The sequence below is a fragment of the Nocardiopsis endophytica genome, from assembly GCF_027706725.1.
GTDB classification, from domain to species: domain Bacteria; phylum Actinomycetota; class Actinomycetes; order Streptosporangiales; family Streptosporangiaceae; genus Nocardiopsis_A; species Nocardiopsis_A endophytica.
The window spans coordinates 1-20354 of record NZ_JAQFWQ010000121.1 but is presented as its reverse complement, the minus strand read 5'-3'; the positions used below and the strand labels follow the sequence as shown (position 1 = coordinate 20354).

Here is a 20354-nt window from a genome sequence, read left to right as displayed (position 1 = left end):
GTTCCCCGGTCCCGGGGAGCCGCCCACCGCCACGTGGCGTTGTCCGGCGCACGTCAGCGCATGTCAGTCCGCGACGTCGAAGGTGTCCGGGGCGGGGCCGAAGCGCTGGTCGGCGTTGAGGCCGGTGACCGCCTCCACGTCGCCGCTGGACAGCTCGAAGTCGAAGACGTCGATGTTGGCGCGGATCCGCTCCGGGGTCGCCGACTTGGGGATCACCACGTTGCCGAGCTGCAGGTGCCAGCGGATGATCACCTGCGCCGGGGACTTGCCGTAGGCCTCCGCGATCTTCACGATGACCGGGTCCTGCAGCAGGTTGCCCTGCCCCAGCGGACTCCACGCCTCGGTGGCGATGCCGTGCCGGGCGTCGAACCGGCGCAGCTCCTCCTGGACGAGTCTGGGGTGCAGCTCGATCTGGTTGACCATGGGCGTGATGCCGCCCTCGTCCATCACCCGCTCGAGATGGGCCGTCTGGAAGTTGGAGACGCCGATGGCGCGCACGCGCCCGTCGGCGTAGAGCCGCTCCAGCGCCTTCCACGTGCTGACGTAGGCGTCCCGGGCGGGAAGCGGCCAGTGGATCAGGTACAGGTCCAGCTGCTCCAGGCCGAGGCGCTGCATCGAGGCGTCGAACGCCCTCAGCGTCGCGTCGTACCCCTGGTCGCTGTTCCACAGCTTCGACGTGATGAACAGGTCGTCGCGCGCGATGCCGGAACGGCGGACCGCCTCGCCGACGCCCTCCTCGTTGCCGTAGGCGGCGGCGGTGTCGATGCTGCGGTATCCAGCCTGCAGTGCGGTGCCGACGACGTCGGTCGCCTCCGCCGAGCCCACCTGCCAGACCCCGAAGCCCAGCTGCGGCATGCGCACGCCGTTGTTGAGGGTGACCTCAGGCACCTCGAACATGTCTCTCCCCCGTTGCGGTCGATCGCGTCCTCCGCACCTGAACCCCGGGCCGCGGAGGACCATTCCGACGGGAGGCGCGCTGTGCCCAGCGCCACTCCCGCTTCCCCTCATACCCGGTCCGCCGGACCGGGCCCGCCGCCCGAGCATGCGGCACCGAGGCGCCGACCGCAAGCGGACGTGCGCGAACACACTCCGAACGGCGCTGCCGGGGCACGATCGGCCGCCTCAGGGGCCAGCCGTAGCCGTTCACGCGGAGCGCCCCTCAGCGCCAGGGACCGCAGCGTCCACTCCCCCGAGGGTCCGGCGCCCCGCACGCCCTTGAGGCCCCGGCTCACTCCCCGGCCGGGGGCGGACCGACCCGGTAGACGATGCCGATGACGACCTCGTCCCCGTGGGCGGCCTCGGGAACGACCCCCGGGAAGTCCTCGGCGGGGCCGTGGCGCACCACGTAGGGGGCGCCGGGCCAGCGCTCCTCGATCTCCTCGGCGACGGCGGTTCGGGCGGCCGCGTCGGCGGTCTCCCTCTGGCCCCGTGTCTCGAGCTCGGCGGGATGGAAGGTGCGGGCGACGACCCCGATCGCGCGGGCCTGCCCGGGGACGAGCCCCGCCATGCGCCCGACCACGTCGACGACCTCGGGCGGAACCCGGCGTCCTGCCTGCTCGGCCTGTCTGTGCTCCATGGTTCATGGTGCATCACGGATCGCCGGTTGTCACCAGCACATACACGCAGAGCGACGAAAGTCCCGGGATCGCCCGCACGCCGGGAAACCTGTCCCGACCACGGGCGCGAGTGCGATAGAGTTTCATCCGTCGCCGGGGGCACGGAGTCCGGGCCCAGCGGCAGGACACGGGACGTAGCGCAGTTTGGCAGCGCACTTGACTGGGGGTCAAGGGGTCGTGGGTTCAAATCCCGCCGTCCCGACACAGCCCTTGAGGGGGATCCGCACCGAGTGGGTCCCCCTTTTCGGTTCTCCGGGCCCGGTGGCGGCCGGGGAGGCCGAGCGCCGGCGACTCGGACACCCCTGCCACGGATCGTGCCCCCCGGGCCACGCACGGCGCGGCCAGGCGGTCACTCGCTCAACCTGCGCAGGCGGGTCAGGCGGCGGAGGCCGTCGCCTTCCGCCCCCTCCTCTGCGGGGCTCAGTGCCTCCTTCAGTCGGCGCCGTACCTCAGCGGTGTCCAGGTGCATGCCGATGGCCACCAGGCCGTCCCTGCCGCCTCCCTGGGCGTGTGAGGCGACGTGGAGCTGCCGCCCGACCATGTTCACCGCGAACCGGCGCGTCCCCCGTCCCGCCGCCACCGTGACCGCGCCCTTCAGCCGGTAGACCCCCTCCGGCGGGTCCTCCAGCAGGTCGACCAGGCGCCCCGGGTCGGCCGGGGCCTCCGCCGGGACGGTCACACCGTCGGCGTGCACGTGCGGGGCGTGGTCCTCCCCGTCCGCCTCGGCGAAGGGGAGCTCGGGCTGGGCCGCCTCCTCCGCCGCCGCGTCGAACACCAGGGCCGGGTCGATGCGCCCGTGCTCGGCGGCCACGACGTGCGCCCGCGGGTTGCGCTCCTTGATCCGCTCGGTGATGCGCGCCCGCACCGCGTCCCGCTCCGGCTCGGAGACCCGGTCGATCTTGTTGATGACGACCAGGGTCGCCCCCGCGTACCGCTCCGGCGGCAGGACCCCGGTGTCGACGGTCTCGAAGTGGGCCCCGGCGTCGACCACGTCGACGACCCCGCCGGACCGCACGCCCTTGACCTCGCTGAAGCGGATCAGCCGCGCCAGCGAGGACGGGTCGGCCACACCGCTGGCCTCGACGATCACCGCGTCCAGGCGCAGCCGGGGCTGGGCGAGCTTCTCCAGCGCCTCGTCCAGGCCGCCCGCGTCGGGCAGGCAGCACACGCAGCCGCCGCTGATCGCCTCGGCCTCGTCGACCTGGCCGGTGACCAGCCCCGCGTCGACGTTGATGGAGCCGAAGTCGTTGACGACCACGCCGAGCCGCGCCCCGGGGGCGCGCAGGAGCCGGTTGAGGAGGGTCGTCTTGCCCGCGCCGAGGTGTCCGGTCAGCGCGATGACGGGGAGCTGCCGCATGCCGTCACGCCTCTCGCATCGTCCGTTGGGTGGGTCGGTGCCACGATTGTCTTACGGCCTCCGCCCGGCCTGTCGCACGATCCGGAGGGACGGAGCGTGATCTGGGCCTCGGTGCGGGGAGGGGGCGGACCTCTCCGGTGCGGTCGGCAGGATTGCCGTCGGGCGCCGCCGCACGGCGCCGGAGCCTCGTCGTCCTGAGGAGGGATCGTGAACACCAGCGAACCGCACGACGACACCGGGGCGCCCGTCGCCCTGCGCCGTCCCGTGCGCCGGGTGGTGTCCCTGGTGCCCTCCTTGACCGAGGCCGTCGCGGCGACGGCGCCCGGCACGCTGGTCGGTGCTACGCAGTGGTGCACGCACCCGGCGGGCCTTGAGGCCGAACGCGTGCGGGGGACGAAGAACCCGGACGTGCGCCGCATCCGGGAGCTGGCGCCCGACCTCGTCATCGCCAACAAGGAGGAGAACCGCGAGCTGGACGTGCGGCGGCTGCGGGAGGCGGGCGTCCCCGTGTGGGTCACCGTCATCGAAGGCGTCGAACAGGCGCTGCGCTCCATGCGCCGCCTGTTCGAAGAGGCCCTGGACGTCCCGGTGCCCGAGTGGTGGGAGGGCGCCCGCGCGGCCTTCGCCGCACCGCCGCCCCCGCCCCTCGCGCGCGCGGCGGTGTGCGTCTGGCGCGACCCCTGGATGGTCGTCGGGCGGAGCAACTTCGCCTCGGAGGTGCTGCGGTACGCCGGGGCCGCCAACGTGTTCCAGGAGCATGCCGACCGGTACCCGCACATGGGGCTCGACGAGATCCGCGGCTCCGGAGCCGACCTGGTCGTGCTGCCGGACGAGCCCTATCCGTTCTCGGCCGACGACGGCCCGGAGGAGTTCGGGGAGAACGCGCGACTGGTGACCGGCCGACTGCTCACCTGGTACGGGCCGTCCCTCACCGTCGCGCTGCCCCGCCTCCGGGGCGAGCTGGGATTCGAGGGGCGCGGCGCCGTATAGCGGGCGGGGTTCCCGCGGCTAGTCGAGCCGGAGCCGCCCGGGGGCCTGGGACTCGATGATGTCCACCAGCCAGTCGAACACGGTGGGCCCCTCCCCCGCCGCCGCGCGGTCGCGTTCGGCCTGCACCGAGGGCCGGTTGGAGGGGTGGACCCTCTGCAGGCGCTCGTCGAGGCGGCGGACGGTCTCGTCGTGCCCCAGCGCGCGGCGGGACGCCTCGTGGTCCCGCCACTCGATGACGAAGTCGCCGTCGGGCGGGGTGCCGTACCCTCCGCGCAGACAGTCGGCGAACGCGTCCAGGTTCGTGCCGAAGTAGCCGCCCGGGCCGTTCACGGCTTCGCCGATCACCTGCCAGAAGCGGTCGAGGCTGGTCACCTCGCGGCCCTCGATCACGTAGGTCGCCGTCATGTGCGGAGGGTACCCGGCCTTTCCTGGTCGGTGGGGATTCTCAGGGGTGTTCCGTCGGGGGCACGGCCCCGCGGGCGACGCCCGGGCGGCCGTGCCCCGGCGGGTCAGCAGCCGTAGTCGACCAGGCGGAACGAGGCGTAGTGGTCGGCGGTGTAGTAGTCCTCCTGGTAGGAGTCGCCGGTGACGATGCGGCGGGCGCCGCGGTCGTCCGAGCCGGGCGTCTCGACGGTGTACTCGCGGTAGTAGCCCGTCTCCTGGTCCGGGAGGAGGCCTTCCCGGTTGTAGAAGGTCGATCCGTCCTGCGGGTAGGGGAAGGGGCCGCCGGCCTCGATCAGGTCGAGGGTGTCGTGGGCCTCGGGGGGCAGGGCCGTGTAGCAGACGTCACCGACGTCGGCCGCGGCCGGGGCGGTCGCACCGCCGACGAAGAACGCCGCCATGAGGACGGCTGCGGTACCGGTACGCGAAAACAGCGGGGAGATTCGCATGCACACCATTGAGCGGTCCGGACCCGCGGTGCGTCAACGGCCGTCGGCTTGAATTCTCCATAGCGTGAACGCGCCGTCACCCGGCGGACGGCCGGACGCTCCGGATCATCCCTGCCGCCGGCCGCGCTCAGGGCCTGGGCCCGCGCCCGTCCTGCGCGCGCGGGACATCCCCGGCGCCGCCGCCGGGCGGTGCCGGCTGCAGGGCGACGACCTGCGCCGGAAACCCCTTGTAGGCACGAAAAAGGGCGCTCACCTATGTGAGCGCCCTTCGCCTGTCGGGACGGCGGGATTTGAACCCACGACCCCTTGACCCCCAGTCAAGTGCGCTGCCAAACTGCGCTACGTCCCGGTGCCCCCGCGGCGGTCCGGCTCTCCGGCCGGTGCCCTTGGGGCGATGGGAAGCGTATCGCATCTCCGGCCCGTCGGCACATCGCACGGCCGCCCCGACCGTCTCAGCCGATGGGCGGGACCCGCTCCCCCTCGGGGACAGGCCCCGGCGCCGTCCCCTCACCGAAGGGGGTGCCTCCCAGCTCCTCCCTGTGGTGCGGGGTCAGCCAGCCCCGCGGATCCGGGCCCGCCGCGATGACGCCGGTCGGGTTGATGCCCGTCATCACCCGGTAGTAGTGCGTCCGGATGTGGTCCAGGTTCGCGGTGTCGCCGAACCCCGGCGTCTGGAACAGGTCGCGCGCGTACCCCCACAGCGCCGGGTATTCGCTGATCTTGCGCACATTGCACTTGAACAGGCCGTGGTAGGCCGCGTCGAAGCGGAGCAGCGTCGACCACAGGCGCACATCGGCCAGGGTGATGTGGTCGCCGACCAGGTAGCGCCGCGTGCTCAGCCGCTCCTCCAGCCCGTCCAGGCGCGCGAACAGGCGGGCGACCGCCGCGTCGTAGCGCTCCTGGTCGGGGGCGAACCCGGTGCGGTACACGCCGTTGTTGACGTCGTTGTAGACGCCCTCCCCGACCTCCTCGATCTCGTCCCGCAGTCCCTCGGGGTACAGGTCGGGCGCCCCGGGGCGGGCCAGCGGCCCCCACTCCGCGGCCATGTCGATCGAGAGCCGGTCGTAGTCGTTGGACACCACGTGCCCGTTCCCGGTGTCGACCAGGGCGGGCACGCTCACCCCGCCGCCGTAGCCCGGGTCGGCGGCCAGGTAGGCCTCGCGCAGCGCGTGGATGCCCAGCACCGGGTCGCGGCCGCCGGGGCTGCCCGTCTCCTCGGTGAACACCCAGTGCGGGTCGCCCTCGATGATCTCCTGGACGGGGTCGGCGACGGCGAGGGAGACCGCGTCCTCCAGGCCCATCAGCCTGCGGACCATGACGACGCGGTGCGCCCACGGGCACGCCCTGCTGATCACCAGGCGGTACCGGCCGGGCTCGGCGGCCCTCCCGAACCGCCCGTCGGCGGTGACCCGGTCGGCGAAGGCCGCCGGTTCGCGCTTGATCTCCTCGGTCGGGACCCTGTTCGCCCGCATGGCGCCTCCTCGACTGCCGACACGCACTCTCCCCCGAATCCTAGGGAGGGCGGGGACTCAGGGGTCGGACCAGGGCGGCCGAGCGGCGCGCGCGTCGTCAGCGCTCCGAGGCCCGGGCGCCGTCCACCGCCGGCGGCTGCCCGTCCCCCGAGCGCGTGACCACGTCGAAGGCGATGCGCCGGTGCGCGGCGAACAGCTCCAGCGCGCGCCCGGCGTCCCGCGCGCGCAGCGCCGCGGCCAGTTCCCTGTGCTCCCCGGGGATGTGCGCCAGGTAGCCGTCGGTGTCCCGGCCGATCCGCGTGAGCAGGAACAGGTGCACCTGGGAGCGGATGGCCCGCCAGGCCTCTTGGAGCCGCCGGTGGCCGGAGGCGGCGTACACGGCGTCGTGGAAGGCGATGTCGCACCGCACCATGGTGTGGCCGTCCTCGGCCCGTGCCATGCGTTCCGCGGCCGCCTCGACCGCGTCCAGGTCCTCCTCCGCGGCGTCGGCGACGACGGTGCGCACGGCGAGGCCGTCGAGGGCGTCGCGCAGGGTGTCCAGCTCGGCGACGTCGCCGGGGGCCAGCTCGGTGACGGTCACGCCGCGGTGCCAGGCGCTGTGCACGAGCCCTTCGCGTTCGAGGAGCAGCAGCGCCTCGCGCACCGGCCCGCGGCTGACGTCCAGCGCCGTGGACAGCTCCACCTCGCGCAGCTGCGCGCCGGGGGCATAGGCGCCGTTGAAGATCGCCTCCCGAATGCGGTCGGCGACCTCACCGGCCAGTCCCCGCCGTCTGGCGGGGGCCACCTTGCCCTGTTCAGCCATGAACGACCGCCCCTCTCCCTTGTCGCAATGTTAACGACCCGACATCCGCGTTCCAGGGCCGTGCGCGGCGCCGTACGGTGCCCGGTGCATGCCCCGGCCCACGGGGACCGCCCGCACCGGACCCCGCCGATTCCCATTGAACGATCGCGGGGGCGTCCCATCGAAGCGGTTTTCCGGGCTCAGCGCAAAACGCCGCACACTCCCCGTATCGGCTCCGGGCCGTTCCGCGAACCGGACGCCGACCCGGTCGGGGGCGCGACTCTCCCCGGGTCCGCCCGCGCCACGGTGCGCGCCGCTGTACGGTCGGTTGCGACCCCGCCCAGTGGAAAGAAGGATCGCGTTGACCGAGAACGGCACGGACGAGCGCACGGCCTCCGCCACGGTGACCGCGGCCGACGTGGCCGCGGCCGCCTCGAGGATCTCCGGCGTCATCCCGCCCACGCCCCTGCAGCGCAGCGAGCGCCTGTCGGTCCAGTACGGGCTCGACGTCCGCCTCAAGCGCGAAGACCTCACCCCGATGCGCTCCTACAAGGGACGCGGCGCGCTCAACTTCGCGCGCTTGCTCGACGAGGAGCAGCGCAGACGCGGCGTGGTCTGCGCGAGCGCGGGCAACCACGCCCAGGGGGTGGCGTTCGCCTGCGCCTCGCTGGGCATCCGGGCACGGGTGTACCTGCCGCGCACGACCCCGCGCCAGAAGCGCGACCGCGTCGCGGCCCTGGGCGGGTCCTTCGTGGAGCCCATCGTCACCGGGGAGACCTACGACGACGCGGCGGCCGCGGCGCGCGCCGACGCCGAAGAGCTCGGCATGACGCCGCTCCCGGCCTTCGACGACCCGCGCACGGTCGCCGGCCAGGGGACCGTGATCCGTGAGGCCGTCGAGCAGCTGGGGGGCGCCCCCGACGCCGTGGTGGTGCCGGTGGGCGGCGGCGGCCTGCTGGCGGGCACCCTGGCGTGGCTGCGCGAGGCCCACCCGGAGGTGCCGGTGGTCGGGGCCGAGCCGCTGGGCGCGGCGAGCATGGCCGCCGCGCTGGAGGCGGGCCGGCCGGTGGAGCTGGAGCACATCGACCCGTTCGTGGACGGGGCGGCGGTGCGCAAGGTGGGGTCGCTGACCCACGCGATCGCGGCGGCCGGGGCGCCGCACACGGCCGCCGTACCGGAGGGCCGGATCTGTGTGGAGATGCTGGACCTCTACCAGACCGACGGGATCATCAGCGAGCCCGCGGGGGCGCTGGCCCCGGCGGCCCTGGGCCCCGCGGCCGCGGCGGCGGACCTGCCGCAGGGGGCGACGGTGGTGTGCGTGCTCTCGGGCGGCAACAACGACGTGAGCCGGTACGCCGAGATCGTGGAGCGGGCCCTGATCCACCAGGGCCGCAAGCACTACTTCCTGGTGGAGTTCCCGCAGGAGCCGGGGGCGCTGCGCCGGTTCCTCGACGATGTGCTGGGGCCCGACGACGACATCACGCGGTTCGAGTACATCAAGCGCAACAACCGCGAGACCGGCCCGGCGCTGGTGGGCGTCGAGCTGGGGGCGCCGGAGAACCTGGACCCGCTGCTGAAGCGGATGGAGGCCGCGCCCCTGCGCATCGAGCGGGTGTCACCGGACAGCCCGCTGTTCGGCTTCCTGGTCTGAGGCATCCGCGTCTGAGGCGTCCCCGCCCTCTCGCGCCCTACTCCGTTTCGGGTCCACCGGCGGCTCGGAAACAGCGCTCCGGCCGCTGCTGAGGCCTCCTTGCGCTGGTTCGCACTGGTTTGCGCTTGGAGGAGTCTGCCTCGGACTCGGCCGACGGGGCCTGCGCGATGTGCAGCGACCGGTTCACCTGCCATTCCGCCGCCCGGCGAAGGTACGGAAGGTGTCCCCCGGCACGGCTCGGCCCGACCCGGTCCGGCGGACGCGCCGCCGGACCGGGTTCGGCAGGACCGAGGCCGCCCGTGCGGAGGACACGCCCGGGGCGGCCCCGGCCTCACGCGTGGGCGCGCAGCGTCTCGGCGATCGGCGTGGTCGGACGCCCGATCAGCCGCGACAGGGTGTCGGTGACCTCCCCGAGCTCGCCGTCGCGCGTGTTGGTGTCCAGGGCCGCCACGAACCCGGCCGTGCCCGCGTCCAGCCCCGCCCGCTCCAGCGCGGCGGCGTGGTCCTCCGTGCTCACGTCCTGGTAGACGACCTCCCGGCCCAGCACCTCGGACAGGGCCCGGGCCAGGTCCGCCCGGGTCCACGCCGAGTCGCCCGAGAGCTCGTACACGGCGCCCGCATGGGCCTCGGGCTCCAGGAGGACCGCGGCGGCCGCCTCAGCGAAGTCCCGCCGCGCGGCGCTCGCCGTGAGCCCCTCCCCCGCGCTGCCGACGATCCGGCCCGTCGCGCGGGCCTCCTCCAGCTGCGGGAGGAAGTTCTCGTTGTACCAGCCGTTGCGCAGGATCGTGGAGGTCAGGCCGGACGCGGCGATGATCTTCTCGGTGGCCGCGTGCTCGGGGGCCAGCACCAGCGTCGTGTCGGTCGCCCTGGGCGCGCTGGTGTAGACGATGTGGCCGACCCCGGCCTCGGCCGCGGCCTCGACGGCGTTGCGGTGCTGGTCCTCCCTCTGGCCGACCTCGCTTCCGGAGACCAGCAGCAGCACGTCGGCTCCGGCGAAGGCCGCCTTGAGGGAGGCGGGGTCGCCGTAGTCGGCGCGCGCCGTGCGGACCCCGCGCTCGGCCAGGTCCGACAGCCGCTCGGGGTCGCGGCCCGTGGCGGTGACGGATCCGGCCGGCAGGCCCCGGTCGAGCAGTACTTCGACGGCGATGCGGCCGAACTGGCCGGTGGCACCGGTGACGACGACGGACATGGGCGGTCCTCTCTCGGTCGCGGCCGGGCGCGTCCCGGCCGTCAGCCCCTCCAACGGCCGCCCGTTCCTGCACATTCCGAATCTCTGGTACTCACTTTAAAGTAAGTACTGATGCTCAGGTAAGTGCCTCGGGCGGGTGCCGATGGCCCCCGAATCACCTGCGGCCCTGCTGGATCCCGCGTGCGCGGGCTATCTTGGGCGCAACCGCTCCCAGCCCGACCGGCCGACCGAGGAGGCGCGTTGCCCCACCCCCCGCTCCGCACGCCCCGCACCCGCCCCCGCACGGGCGCCGGTCCGGCTCCCCGCCGCCCCGCGGCACACCCCTCGTGAACCGGCCCGCCGACGACCTGCCCGGCGACGTCCCGGCCGCCGTCCTGCGCCTGCGGGACGAGTACCGGCGCCGCGCCGACCGAGCCCTGCTCCTGTTCCGGCTCTCGGGGACCGCGCTCATCCTGCTCGGGGCCGCGATGCCGCTGTTCGCCATCGCCGACTACCCCTACAAGGCCGCCGCGGTGTCGGTGGCCGGCGTGGCGATGTCGCTGTCGGCGAGCCTGCACGCCTTCTTCCGATGGGACCGCCAGTGGCAGCTCCTGCGCGGCGCCCAGCTGGACCTGGAGGACGCGCACCTGGAGTGGTCGCTCACGGCCGCCGGCCCGGGGGCGGACGGCCCCGAGCGGGACGCCCGCGCCGCGGAGGCCCACCGGTCGCTCTTCGAGCGGTACCGCGCCATCAGGGGCGCCGAGACCGAGAAGTTCTTCTCCCTCGTGGAGTTCCCCGGCCGCCCGGCCGAGAAGGCCGGACCTCCGGAATGACCCCCGGACGGCGCCATCGGCCCGGCGCCCCCGGTCGTTGATCTCGGGAGAAACGACGCTACAGCCGCCGTTCTCGCGTCGTTTCTCCCGAGATCAACGCGGGGATGGCGGCGCGGGGGCGCATTGTTGTTGATCTCGGGGAAGTCGGGCTTATCGTGTCCGGTTCAACCCCGAGTTCCCCGAGATCAACACGGAGGGGGCCTCCCGGGCGGCGCATACCGGGCATACCGGGCTGTCGGCGAGGGGATCGGCGATGATCTCGGGAAAAACGGCGCTACCGGCGCGGTTTTAGGGTCGTTTCTCCCGAGATCAACGAGGGAGCGGCGTTGCGGGGGCGTTGTTGTTGATCTCGGGAAACCCGGGCTCATCGCGCCCGTTTCAACCCCGACTTCCTCGAGATCAACGGCGATCCGGGCCACAGGCCACCGGTGGTCCCCCCAAGGGACGCGGCCCCGGGCGGGGCCGGATCACGATGGGCCCGGGGAACCGGCATCATTGGGGCGCGACACCCCGAAGCCGGACAGGAGCGCCGTGGACATCCCCCTTCCCCCCGAACTGGCCGCGCTGGAACCGGGCGACCCCCGGGCGATCGGACCGTTCCGCCTGATCGGCAGGCTCGGCTCCGGCGGCATGGGCGCGGTGTACGGGGCGCTCGACGCCGCGCACCGGTGCGTGGCGGTGAAGGTGGTCCACCCGCGCCACGCGTCGGCCCCCGAGTACCGCGCCGCGTTCGCCCGCGAGGCCGACCTGATGCGCGGCCTGGACGCCGAGTGCGCGCCCGCCTTCCTGGGAGCCGACCCCTCGGCCGAGCCGCCGTGGCTGGCGATCGAGTTCGTCCCCGGACGCACGCTGCGCGCCCGGGTGCGGGAATCGGGCCCATTGGAGCCCCCGGTACTCGCCGCCTTCGCGGCCGGGACCGCCGAGGCCCTGGAGGCGCTGCACCGGCTGGGCGTCGTCCACTGTGACATCAAGCCGGGGAACGTGGTGCTCTCCCCCACCGGCCCCCGGGTGCTGGACTTCGGCATCGCCCGCGCGGCGGGGCGGCCCGGCCCCGAGAGGATCGAAGGGACCCCGGGGTATCTGGCGCCGGAGCGCCTCGGAGGAGCGCCCCCGTCCCCGGCCGTCGACGTGTTCGCCTGGGGAGCCATGGTCGCCTTCGCCGCCACGGGGCGGCCGCCGTTCGGCGGCGGCGAGGTGGACACGGTGCTCGCCCGCACGCGCGCGGGCGAGCACGACCTGGAAGGGGTGCCGGAGGAAATCCTCGGCATCGTCACGGCGGCCCTGGATCCCGACCCCGGTCGGCGCCCGAGCGCGCTCGACTGCTTCGCCGCCGCCCTGGAGGCGGCCGCGCCCGAGGGGGCCGGTGAGACCACGTCCGCGGGCGCCGAGCCGGCCCGGGCGGAGGCGGGCACGTCGCCGCGCACGCGCCTGCGTTCGGCCCTCGCCTCCGTCTGGCGCGGGTTCGACGCCGCCGGGCACAGCCCCGAGGCCTGGATGGCCGTGGGGACGGCCGTGGCGGGCGCCGCCGCCGCTGCCACCGCCACCTCCGGCATCGGTGCGGGCGCCGGGGCCGCGGGCGCAGGCGTGGCAGGCGGCGGAGCCGCCTCCGCCGCCGGGTCGGGAGCGGCCGGGAGCGGAGCGGCCGCCGCGGGGGCCGGGAGCGGGGCGATCGGCGCGGGCGCCGGGGGCGGACTCGGCGGGGCCGCGGCGACCGGGGGCGGCTCGGCGCTGCTCGGCGCCAAGGGCATCGCCATCGCCTCCGCCGCCGTCATCGCGGCGGGTACCGCCGGGGTCGGCGGCTACTTCGGCTACGAGTCCTATGCCGCCACCCAGCGCGCGGAGCTGGCCGGGCAGGCGGCCGCGCTGTTGGAGGACGGCGCCGGGTTCACCGCGAGCCTGGTGCGCGAGCCGGCGGACGGGGGCACCGGAGGCGGCGAGCCCTTCACCGCCGAGCTGCTCTACGCCACCGACCCGCAGGACGTGCTGGTCTACCGCGTCCCGCCCGAGCAGGGCGGCGAGACCGTCGCCAACACCGGGGGCCGCGTCCTCGCCTACGCCCCGCGTGAGGCCGTCATCGACGACCCGGTGGGGTGGTACGCCGAGGCGGACCGGTTCACCACCGACGCCTACAGCCGGGACGCGGTGCTCGGCGCCGTGGAGGCGCTCGCGGGGGCCGAGGACCTGGAAGGCGTCGAGACCGAGGTGGGCGGCGCCCAGGTGACCCGCCTGACCGGGACTTTCACGATCGACGGCCCCGACGGTGAGCCGACGGACGCGCGCGGAGAACTGAACCTGGACGGGGAGGGGGTGCCGCTGCGGCTCGCCTATACATCGCCCGACTGGACGACGACCGTGGACTTTACCTCCGTCGACGAGGCCCCTTCGGTCGGGGAGCCGGAGGGCGCCATCTTCGCTCCGGAGACCCAGATCTTCGAGATCCCCTACGACGCGCTCATGTACACGCCCGCGTGCGGCCAGGTCTCCATGGGCGGGAGCGACTGGAACGTGCACGCCGTGTCGTGGGAGATGGGGTGCAAGGAGGCGGTGGACCTCGCCGAGAGGTTCGCCTCGGGTGAGGGCGAGGTCATGACCGGGTGGGCCGGGACCGGGCTGCAGCGCCTGTACTTGGACGGGCACTCGTGCGAGCAGCTGACGCCGCACGCCCCCGAAGGCGGGCCGGGCGACGAGTTGCTGCCGATGTCGTGCGAGACGACCCGGCAGAACCCCGATGCGGCATCGCCCTTGGATGAGTACGAGGTCGGAGAGTCGGTCGTCCGCTTCACCGAGGCCTGACGCCGTGACGGTCGGTTCTGCGCCACGACGGCGCAGGTGCCCTGCCAGGGCAGGAGCCGTGCCGGTTCCGTGCAGGTCCGGTGCCCCGGCCGGGCGTCGCGCCGCCCTTCGGGCGCGGTTCAGCGCCGGTTGACCGCGGTGGAGCCGCGCACCACGAGTTCCGGGGTGTAGCGCACCCGCTCATGCGTGTGGTCGGGGTCGTTCAGCTCCCCGAGGAGCAGGCGCATCGCCGCGCAGCCCAGTTCGTACTTGGGCTGGGCCACCGTCGTCAGCCCCGGGTGCACCAGGGACGCGGTCGCCACATCGTCGTACCCGACCACCGACAGGTCGCTCGGCGCGCTCAGGCCGCGCTCCCCCAGCCCCTTCAGGACACCGAGGGCGAGCTGGTCGTTGGCGCAGAAGACGGCCGTCGGACGCCGCCCCGGCCCACCTGCCAGGACCTCCTCCACCGCCTTCTCCCCGGACTCGGCGTTGAGCTGGGCCGTGTGCACGACGCGTACCGCCGCCTCCGGGTCGAGGCCCACCTCGGCCAGGCCCTCGCGCAGCCCCTGGAGCCGGGTACGGCACTGCTCCAGCCCCTCGGGGCCGCTGAGGAAGGTGATGCGCTCGTGGCCCAGGCCGATCAGGTGGCGCGCCGCCGCGGCCCCGCCGGCGAGGTTGTCCACCGACACGCTGCACGCGACCTCGGGGCCGACGTCGCCACGGTCCAGAAGGACCCCGCTCACGCCCTGCTTGCGCAGCCACAGCAGGTCGGCGGTGTCACCGTCGACGGGCATGACCACGGCTCCGGCGGCCCGCTGCTCGGCCAGCAGGCGGGCGGAGCGCCGCTGCCGGTCGCCGCGCTCGGCCGAGTTCAGCAGTACGACGGCCAGGCCGTCCTCGGCGGCGACGTCCTCGACCCCCTGGGCGACCTCGGTGAAGAACGGGTTGGTGACGTCGAGGACGACGAGGCCGATCGAGTCGCTGCGTCCCGAGCGCAGGTTGCGCCCGGAGGAGTTGCGCACGTAGTCGAGCTCCTCGATGGCGCGCTCCACCCGGCGGCGGGTCGCCTCGGAGACGCGCTCGGGGCGGTTGAGCACGTTCGAGACGGTCCCGGCGGACACGCCCGCGCGGGCCGCGACGTCGTTGATGCCGACGGGCCGGTCGGCGCGTTCGCTCGGTTCCACCGCTGCCCTTCCAGGAGTCACGGCCAGAGGTCGCGAGTGTGCCCCTTCATCCTTTCAGGCGGCATTGAAACGTGTCAATGGCGATGCGGTGGGAGCGGCGTTCGAGAGGGCGATGGATGCATGCCGCCAAACCGAGAGCCCTTACTCCCCAGCTCGTGGCCGTACGCGCGCCCTGCCGCCCGACAGAAACGAGATTGAAACGTTTTTCTCCGTCCCCGGCCCGCACTCGGCCCTCCCCGCCGCGCGGCCCCACCCACCCTACCGAGGCGGCCCATCGACGACGCACGGAGCGGCGGAGCAGAGGAGTCCGGTTCGGGACAGGCGTTCCGTCAGGCCGGGACCTCCGGCCCGCCTTGCGGCCAATTCACGGAAACACCCTTCGTGGGCCCCCGGCGCGTGACAGCATGCATCTGTGCCTCCCACCGGGACCTCTCGGTGGCCGCGCCGACGACGGCCGACTCCCCCCTACAGGCCTGGCGGCACGGTCCCCGATCCCCCGGAGCGTCCCACGGGAGCGTGCGCACGGTCGTCGCCGCGGCCGCGCCACCCGGCGCGGTGTCCGCCGTCGGTCCCGCCCGATGGTGCGGGCGGCGCGGCATGGCCACGGGCCCTCTTGGCCGACGCCGCCGCGGGGCGGGTCCACCGCTCCCGCCGCCGACGCCGACCTTGCGGGGTGTACCCGGGGCGGGGGCGCCGTTCCCCAGGGCGTCCCCGCCCTCCCCGCTCCGGTCGTCCCGGCCGCATCCCGCGTGCCTCCGCACCCGTCGCGCCCGTGTGCGTCCGTGCTCGTCCCCGGCGTGCAGCGCGGCCGCGCCAAGCCCGTGCGCCCCACCTCCGCGGCGCCTCACCCCCGTGGCCCCTCCGGGCTCAGGACGCGTGCCGGACCGCAGGGAGTTCAGGCTCCAGGCTCATCAGCCCGCACCCGTACGCCTTCGCCCTGCCGATGCCCTCCTTGACCGCACCGGCGAACGCCTCGGGGTCGGTGACGATCAGCCGTCCGGTGAAGCCCGCGGGGAGGATCGAGATCTTCAGGCGGGAGTCGCGGCGCGCCGTGGAGCGCTGGTCCGCCTTCCTGCCGACCAGCGCGGGGCGCGCCTCGACGGCCACGTCCGGGGTGCCGTCGGGGGCGGCGGGGATCACGAATCCGAGCCGCTCCCCTTGGCGGACCAACCAGGCCACCTGCTCCTTCGGCTCGTGGATCGGCCGCCGCCGCCCGCGCCCCCGGCCGCCCGGCGCGCCGCCGACCGGCGGGGTGCTGCGGGTGGGGTTGGCGACCAGACGGAAGGCCAGGCGCCGGCCCGCCTCCGCCGCCGCCAGTGCCGGCTGCAGGCACGTCACCTTGATGCGCCCTGAGGCGTAGCCGTGCGGCAGGCGGGTCCAGTCGGGGCGCACACGGCTCTGCACGAGCAGGGAGCGGGCGGGACCGTCCTCGTCCATGCGCCAGAGCAGGCCGTGGTGGCGGCGCGCGCCCGCGTCCACGTCGGCCTCGTCGAAGACGCTCATCAGTGTCCGGTGCATGTCGTGGACATCGGCGTAGTCGCGGCGGAAGGCGCGCGACATCTCGTTGACGGGGACCCGGCTCAGGAACAACGATCCGCTCCAGTCATCTCACCGACGGCGGCCGACGGGTGCGCCGACGTGCGGACCGCGCGGCCCGATCGCCACCGGCCGCCCAGTGGAACCGCCGTTCGGCCGCCCGCGCGGCCCCGGCCGTCGTCGGACGGCACGGGGAGCGATACTAACGCTCAGCATCGGGCCACCACGGCGCAGCACCGACGCTGGCCGGTTGAGGACACGGCCTGCCGGAGACGGGTACTCCGCAAGGCCGAAGGACGCACGCATGAGTGCACCGCCCGCGGGACCCGATACGACCCAGAGCGATGGCCGACTGGAGCGGCTCTACGTGGCCGCGGCGTAGCGTCCGACGATGGTGCCGCGCCGAGCGACGGCTCGCTGGCCGTTCCCCCGACGGGCGACCGAGGATCGCAACGCTGAACCGAAGCGGAGCAACCCCGGAGATCGGGAGTAGCGGTCGCCCTCAGCGGCGACCGGGAGGTCATCGGGCCAGAAGGCAGCGGGTCCACCGATTCAAGGCGTGCCCCGCGCCCGAGGCGGCCGCCCCTTCACTCCTCCGGCGCATCGGCGAAGCCCGGGGCGGGGCACCCGCAGCTCCGGCGGGGGATCAGGCGGCCCTGCGGCCGTTCCGTCGGCTCCTCTCCGCCGAGGAGGACCGCCACCGCCTGTTCGGCGACCTCTTCGAACGGCTGCTCCACCGCGGTCAGCGACGGCACGGTGAACGCCGCGTCCGGTGTCCCGTCGCAGGCCGCCACCGCCATCCGCTCGGGCACCGCGACCCCTGCGGCACTCGCCGCGGCGAGCACACCGACCGCCTGTTCGTCGGTGGCGACCAGCAGCGCGCGCGGCAGCTCCCCCCGCGCCGCCAGACCGGCGGTCAGGCGCGCCGCCGAGGCGCGCGCGTATCCGCAGCGCAACAACTCCCCCGCGGCGGGCGAGTCGCGCCAGGCCCGCATCCGCTCGGCGACCGGCCCATCGTCGGCTGGGCCCGCCAGGAAGGCGATGCGCTCATGGCCGTGCCCGCGCAGGTGCTCCAGGACGGTGCGCACCGCCGCGCGGTCGTCGGCGGCGACCAGGGCCGCCCGTGCGCCCTCGGGGCGGTGGTGGACCGCGACCACCGGCACCCCGGCCTCGGCGGCCGCAGGCGCCGGGTCGTCGGCCCCGTCGGCGGAGGCGACGACGAGCCCGTCGGGCTGCGCGGCCAGGATGCGGTCGACGGCCTCCGCCTGCCGGTCGGTGTCGTAGCCGGTGGTGGCGACGACGGTGAGCCGCCCCGACCGGGACAGCGCCCCTTCCAGGGCCCGGCCGAGCGCGGCGAAATAGGGGTTGGCGGCGTCCGGCAGCACGACCCCGACCACCCCGGAGGAGCCCGAGCGCAGCGCCGCCGCCACCCGGTTGCGGCGGTAGCCCAGCTCGGCGGCGGCGGCGAGCACCCGCTCCCGGGTGTGCGGCGCGACCGGCCGGGGGCCGCCGTTGACGACGTAGCTGACCACCGCGACCGAGGTCCCCGCCCTGTGGGCCACGTCGGCCATGGTCACCGCCATGCGCGCCGTCCCTTCCTCCCCGGGCGGCGCCCCGCGCGCCCGCCCGCCGCACCCCGGCCTTGACACCGCCGGTGCACGCGGTTCATCGTAGCGAGGCCGATCTAATCGTTTAGATTCCCTTCGAAGACGAATCGGAGGCCGCATGCCCGACCTGCTCGTCGACACCGACACCGGCTCCGACGACGCGGTGGCCCTGCTGCTCGCCGCGCTCGACCCGTCGGTGCGCATCAGCGCCGTCACCACCGTGGCCGGGAACGTCCCGCTCCCGCTGGCCACCCGCAACGCCCTGATCAGCCTCGAACGCGCCGGCGCCGGGACCGTGCCGGTGCACGAGGGGTGCGACCGGCCGATCCTCCGCCCCCTGCACACCGGCCAGGAGGTGCACGGCGAGGACGGCATGGGCGACATCGGGCTGCCCGACCCGGCCGCCGCCCCGAGCGGCGGACACGCGGTGGACGCCATCCTCGACCTGCCCCGGCGCCGGCCCGGGGAGCTCACCCTCGTCACCCTGGGGCCGCTGACCAACATCGCCGCCGCGCTCCTGCGCGACCGGTCGCTGCTCACCCGGTTCCGGCAGGTCGTGTGCATGATCGGCGCCCCGGACATGGTGGGCAACATCAGCGCCACCGCCGAGTTCAACGCCTGGGCCGACCCCGAGGCCGCGCAGATCGTGGCCGAGGCCGCGACCCCCGACCGGGTGACCTGGGTCGGCTGGGACGTCTCCCGGAAGGACGCCGTGATCACCCCCGCCGACCAGGAGCGGCTGCGGGGCCTCGGGACTCCCGTCGCCGCCTTCGCCCACGAGATCAACCGGAAGGTCGCCCGGTGGGCCTCGGAGGTCACCGGGCTGGCCGGGTACGACCTGCCCGACCCGGTCGCCATGGCCGTCGCGCTCCGGCCCGGCCTGGTCACCGAGTCCGAGGAGGCGCACGTGCGGGTGAGCCTCGACCCCGGAACGCGCGGCCAGACCAGCCCCGACCGCCGGGGCGTCGCCGAGGCACCGAACCTGGCCCTGGTGCGCCGCGTGGACGAGGACGGCTTCAAGAACCTGCTCATGGACACACTGGGCGGAGGTGGTCGCGCGTGACCGGCCGCGTCGAGCTCCACTGCCACCTGGACGGGTCGGTGCGGCCGGCCACCGTCGCGGAGCTGGCCCGCGAGCAGGGCGTCGGATTCGACCGGCCGGTCGGGTCGCTGGTCACCGCACCCCGCGACTGTGGCGACCTGATGGCCTACATCTCCTACATCGACCCGGTGCTGGAGGTGCTGCAGACGCCGGGGGCACTTCGCCGAGCCGCCCGTGAGCTGGTCGAGGACTGGCACACCGACGGCGTCGCCCTCGGGGAGGTGCGCTTCGCCCCTCAGCTGCACACGCGCAGGGGCATGGACATGGACGGCGCGGTCGCGGCCGTCGCACGCGGACTTGAGGAGGGCGCCGCGGCGACGGGCGTGGCCACCGGCCTCCTGCTGTGCTGCCTGCGCCACCAGTCCCCCGAGGTCAGCGAAGAGGTCGCCGACGCGGCCGTGCGGCACATGGGCACCGTGTCCGGCCTGGACCTGGCCGGGGACGAGAGCCGCCCGGGGGCACCGCACCGCGCCGCGTTCGATGCGGCGCACGCCGCGTCGCTCCCGGTGACCGTGCACGCCGGAGAGGCCGCGGGCCCGGAGAGCGTGTGGGAGGCGCTGGAGGTACTCGGCGCACGGAGGATCGGGCACGGGGTCCGATCGGTCGAGGAGCGCGCGCTGCTCGACCGCCTGAAGGCGGACTCGGTGACGCTGGAGATGTGCCCGGTGAGCAACGTGCAGACGGGCGCGGTGGCCCACCGGTCTGCGCACCCGGCCGACCGCCTCCTGTCCGAGGGGTTCGCCGTGACGGTGTCCACCGACGCCCGCACGACGTCGGCGACCAGCCTCGACAGGGAGTTCCGGGAACTACGCGAGGAATTCGGCTGGGGCGCGGAAGAAGAGGAGCACTGCCACGAACACGCCCGCACCGGCACGTTCACCGGCTGACGCCCCGGTGGGGCGCCCAGACGCCCGGGAACCTTGGGTGCGCCGTTCCCCGGCAGAGAAGCGGCGACGAAGAGGAAGGTCGGCGGCCCTTGGTCAGCGCTGATGATCACACGGAGTGTGCGGGGTCGCCGTGATGGGCGGCGACGGAGCGAGCGAAGCGGTTCCCCGGCCCTGCCTGCCGGGTGGCGGGCTACTCGCGGTGCAGGTGGGCGGGCGGCTGAGCAGGTCCCCCGCTCACGCAACCCGGCCGGGCGGTGGGCTGCCGGGGTGCGGCGTTGAGGGCGGCGACGAGGACAGGTGGGCGGCCCTCGCTGCAGCGTCGTCGGCCGCGGCGCGTGTGCGTGGTCGCTGGTGAGGGCGGCGACGGCAGCAGCCGAGCGGTTCCCCGGCCCTGCCTGCCGTCCGCGGGGCCGCTCTCGAACCGGGTGCCTCGGGCGGCCCTGGGGCATCTTGGGTGGTGAAATCGACGCCTGATCAGCCAAAAAGCGTCGATTTCACGACGCAG

Annotated in this window: 17 protein-coding genes and 2 tRNA genes; 7 read left to right on the top strand and 12 right to left on the bottom strand. The window is 74.5% G+C overall.

The features are described 5' to 3' along the window. Positions 1–63 precede the first annotated feature (63 nt). Both O4J56_RS27595 and O4J56_RS27590 read right to left on the bottom strand, forming a co-directional pair. On the bottom strand, positions 64–897 hold the full coding sequence (locus tag O4J56_RS27595; protein WP_270689854.1) for an aldo/keto reductase: 834 nt from the start codon (positions 895–897) through the stop codon (positions 64–66). 331 nt (positions 898–1228) lie between these two features. Next, the gene (locus tag O4J56_RS27590) at positions 1229–1576 is read right to left on the bottom strand and encodes a hypothetical protein (protein ID WP_270689852.1); all 348 of its coding nucleotides are present in this window, start codon (positions 1574–1576) and stop codon (positions 1229–1231) included. A gap of 168 nt (positions 1577–1744) precedes the next feature. Between O4J56_RS27590 and O4J56_RS27585 the strand changes: the two genes are divergently transcribed. After that, a tRNA-Pro gene (locus O4J56_RS27585) sits at positions 1745–1818 on the top strand. 147 nt (positions 1819–1965) lie between these two features. Here the strand turns inward: O4J56_RS27585 and O4J56_RS27580 are convergent. Continuing rightward, complete coding sequence (locus O4J56_RS27580; RefSeq protein ID WP_270689850.1) at positions 1966–2973, bottom strand: CobW family GTP-binding protein; 1008 nt, start codon at positions 2971–2973, stop codon at positions 1966–1968. Positions 2974–3180: 207 nt separating this feature from the next. Here O4J56_RS27580 and O4J56_RS27575 point away from each other — a divergent pair, with 207 nt between their 5' ends. After that, a complete protein-coding gene (locus O4J56_RS27575; protein WP_270689848.1) occupies positions 3181–3963 on the top strand; it encodes a helical backbone metal receptor in 783 nt (260 codons plus the stop codon). An 18-nt stretch (positions 3964–3981) separates the two neighbouring features. On the opposite strand, the gene O4J56_RS27570 is transcribed toward O4J56_RS27575, so the two are convergent. The 5 genes from O4J56_RS27570 to O4J56_RS27550 form a co-directional block, all read right to left on the bottom strand. Beyond that, positions 3982–4368, bottom strand: a complete 387-nt coding sequence (locus O4J56_RS27570; protein WP_270689846.1) for a barstar family protein — start codon at positions 4366–4368, stop codon at positions 3982–3984. A 104-nt stretch (positions 4369–4472) separates the two neighbouring features. Further along, positions 4473–4853, bottom strand: coding sequence for a ribonuclease domain-containing protein (locus O4J56_RS27565; protein WP_270689845.1), 381 nt, complete (start codon positions 4851–4853; stop codon positions 4473–4475). 275 nt (positions 4854–5128) lie between these two features. Beyond that, positions 5129–5202 (bottom strand) — tRNA-Pro (locus O4J56_RS27560). A gap of 103 nt (positions 5203–5305) precedes the next feature. Next, positions 5306–6325, bottom strand: a complete 1020-nt coding sequence (locus O4J56_RS27555) for a glutathione S-transferase family protein (RefSeq protein WP_270689844.1) — start codon at positions 6323–6325, stop codon at positions 5306–5308. Positions 6326–6422: 97 nt separating this feature from the next. Beyond that, entirely contained in the window at positions 6423–7127 is a 705-nt protein-coding gene (locus tag O4J56_RS27550) for a GntR family transcriptional regulator (RefSeq protein WP_270689842.1), read from the bottom strand. 340 nt (positions 7128–7467) lie between these two features. On the opposite strand from O4J56_RS27550, the gene ilvA reads away from it, so the two are divergent. Continuing rightward, complete coding sequence (gene ilvA, locus O4J56_RS27545; protein ID WP_270689840.1) at positions 7468–8757, top strand: threonine ammonia-lyase IlvA; 1290 nt, start codon at positions 7468–7470, stop codon at positions 8755–8757. 331 nt (positions 8758–9088) lie between these two features. Here the strand turns inward: ilvA and O4J56_RS27540 are convergent, their stop codons facing one another. Beyond that, positions 9089–9946 carry an SDR family oxidoreductase gene (locus tag O4J56_RS27540; protein ID WP_270689839.1) on the bottom strand — a complete coding sequence of 286 codons (858 nt, stop codon included), beginning with the start codon at positions 9944–9946 and terminating at the stop codon, positions 9089–9091. A gap of 326 nt (positions 9947–10272) precedes the next feature. Between O4J56_RS27540 and O4J56_RS27535 the strand changes: the two genes are divergently transcribed. Beyond that, on the top strand, positions 10273–10758 hold the full coding sequence (locus O4J56_RS27535) for a DUF4231 domain-containing protein (RefSeq protein WP_270689838.1): 486 nt from the start codon (positions 10273–10275) through the stop codon (positions 10756–10758). Positions 10759–11289: 531 nt separating this feature from the next. Further along, entirely contained in the window at positions 11290–13551 is a 2262-nt protein-coding gene (locus O4J56_RS27530; protein ID WP_270689836.1) for a serine/threonine-protein kinase, read from the top strand. 119 nt (positions 13552–13670) lie between these two features. Here the strand turns inward: O4J56_RS27530 and O4J56_RS27525 are convergent, their stop codons facing one another. The 3 genes from O4J56_RS27525 to O4J56_RS27515 form a co-directional block, all read right to left on the bottom strand. Beyond that, on the bottom strand, positions 13671–14717 hold the full coding sequence (locus tag O4J56_RS27525; protein WP_270689835.1) for a LacI family DNA-binding transcriptional regulator: 1047 nt from the start codon (positions 14715–14717) through the stop codon (positions 13671–13673). 867 nt (positions 14718–15584) lie between these two features. Further along, positions 15585–16307, bottom strand: a complete 723-nt coding sequence (gene cas6e, locus O4J56_RS27520) for a type I-E CRISPR-associated protein Cas6/Cse3/CasE (protein WP_270689833.1) — start codon at positions 16305–16307, stop codon at positions 15585–15587. 533 nt (positions 16308–16840) lie between these two features. Continuing rightward, a complete protein-coding gene (locus tag O4J56_RS27515; RefSeq protein ID WP_270689831.1) occupies positions 16841–17836 on the bottom strand; it encodes a LacI family DNA-binding transcriptional regulator in 996 nt (331 codons plus the stop codon). Positions 17837–17978: 142 nt separating this feature from the next. On the opposite strand from O4J56_RS27515, the gene O4J56_RS27510 reads away from it, so the two are divergent. Together O4J56_RS27510 and add are read left to right on the top strand one after the other, a co-directional pair. Further along, positions 17979–18923: a nucleoside hydrolase gene (locus O4J56_RS27510; RefSeq protein ID WP_270689830.1), complete on the top strand. Its 945-nt coding sequence runs from the start codon at positions 17979–17981 to the stop codon at positions 18921–18923. Further along, on the top strand, positions 18920–19849 hold the full coding sequence (gene add, locus O4J56_RS27505) for an adenosine deaminase (protein ID WP_270689829.1): 930 nt from the start codon (positions 18920–18922) through the stop codon (positions 19847–19849). The genes O4J56_RS27510 and add overlap by 4 nt, the downstream gene beginning before the upstream one ends. Positions 19850–20354 lie beyond the last annotated feature (505 nt).

What these genes read in the sequence shown, in the direction of transcription:
- O4J56_RS27540 (WP_270689839.1), bottom strand. Translation starts at nt 9,946, where the DNA reads ATGTCCGTCGTCGTCACCGGTGCCACCGGCCAGTTCGGCCGCATCGCC.
- O4J56_RS27590 (WP_270689852.1), bottom strand. Translation starts at nt 1,576, where the DNA reads ATGGAGCACAGACAGGCCGAGCAGGCAGGACGCCGGGTTCCGCCCGAG.
- O4J56_RS27595 (WP_270689854.1), bottom strand. Translation starts at nt 897, where the DNA reads ATGTTCGAGGTGCCTGAGGTCACCCTCAACAACGGCGTGCGCATGCCG.
- O4J56_RS27555 (WP_270689844.1), bottom strand. Translation starts at nt 6,325, where the DNA reads ATGCGGGCGAACAGGGTCCCGACCGAGGAGATCAAGCGCGAACCGGCG.
- O4J56_RS27580 (WP_270689850.1), bottom strand. Translation starts at nt 2,973, where the DNA reads ATGCGGCAGCTCCCCGTCATCGCGCTGACCGGACACCTCGGCGCGGGC.
- O4J56_RS27515 (WP_270689831.1), bottom strand. Translation starts at nt 17,836, where the DNA reads ATGGCGGTGACCATGGCCGACGTGGCCCACAGGGCGGGGACCTCGGTC.
- O4J56_RS27570 (WP_270689846.1), bottom strand. Translation starts at nt 4,368, where the DNA reads ATGACGGCGACCTACGTGATCGAGGGCCGCGAGGTGACCAGCCTCGAC.
- O4J56_RS27550 (WP_270689842.1), bottom strand. Translation starts at nt 7,127, where the DNA reads ATGGCTGAACAGGGCAAGGTGGCCCCCGCCAGACGGCGGGGACTGGCC.
- O4J56_RS27565 (WP_270689845.1), bottom strand. Translation starts at nt 4,853, where the DNA reads ATGCGAATCTCCCCGCTGTTTTCGCGTACCGGTACCGCAGCCGTCCTC.
- O4J56_RS27510 (WP_270689830.1), top strand. Translation starts at nt 17,979, where the DNA reads ATGCCCGACCTGCTCGTCGACACCGACACCGGCTCCGACGACGCGGTG.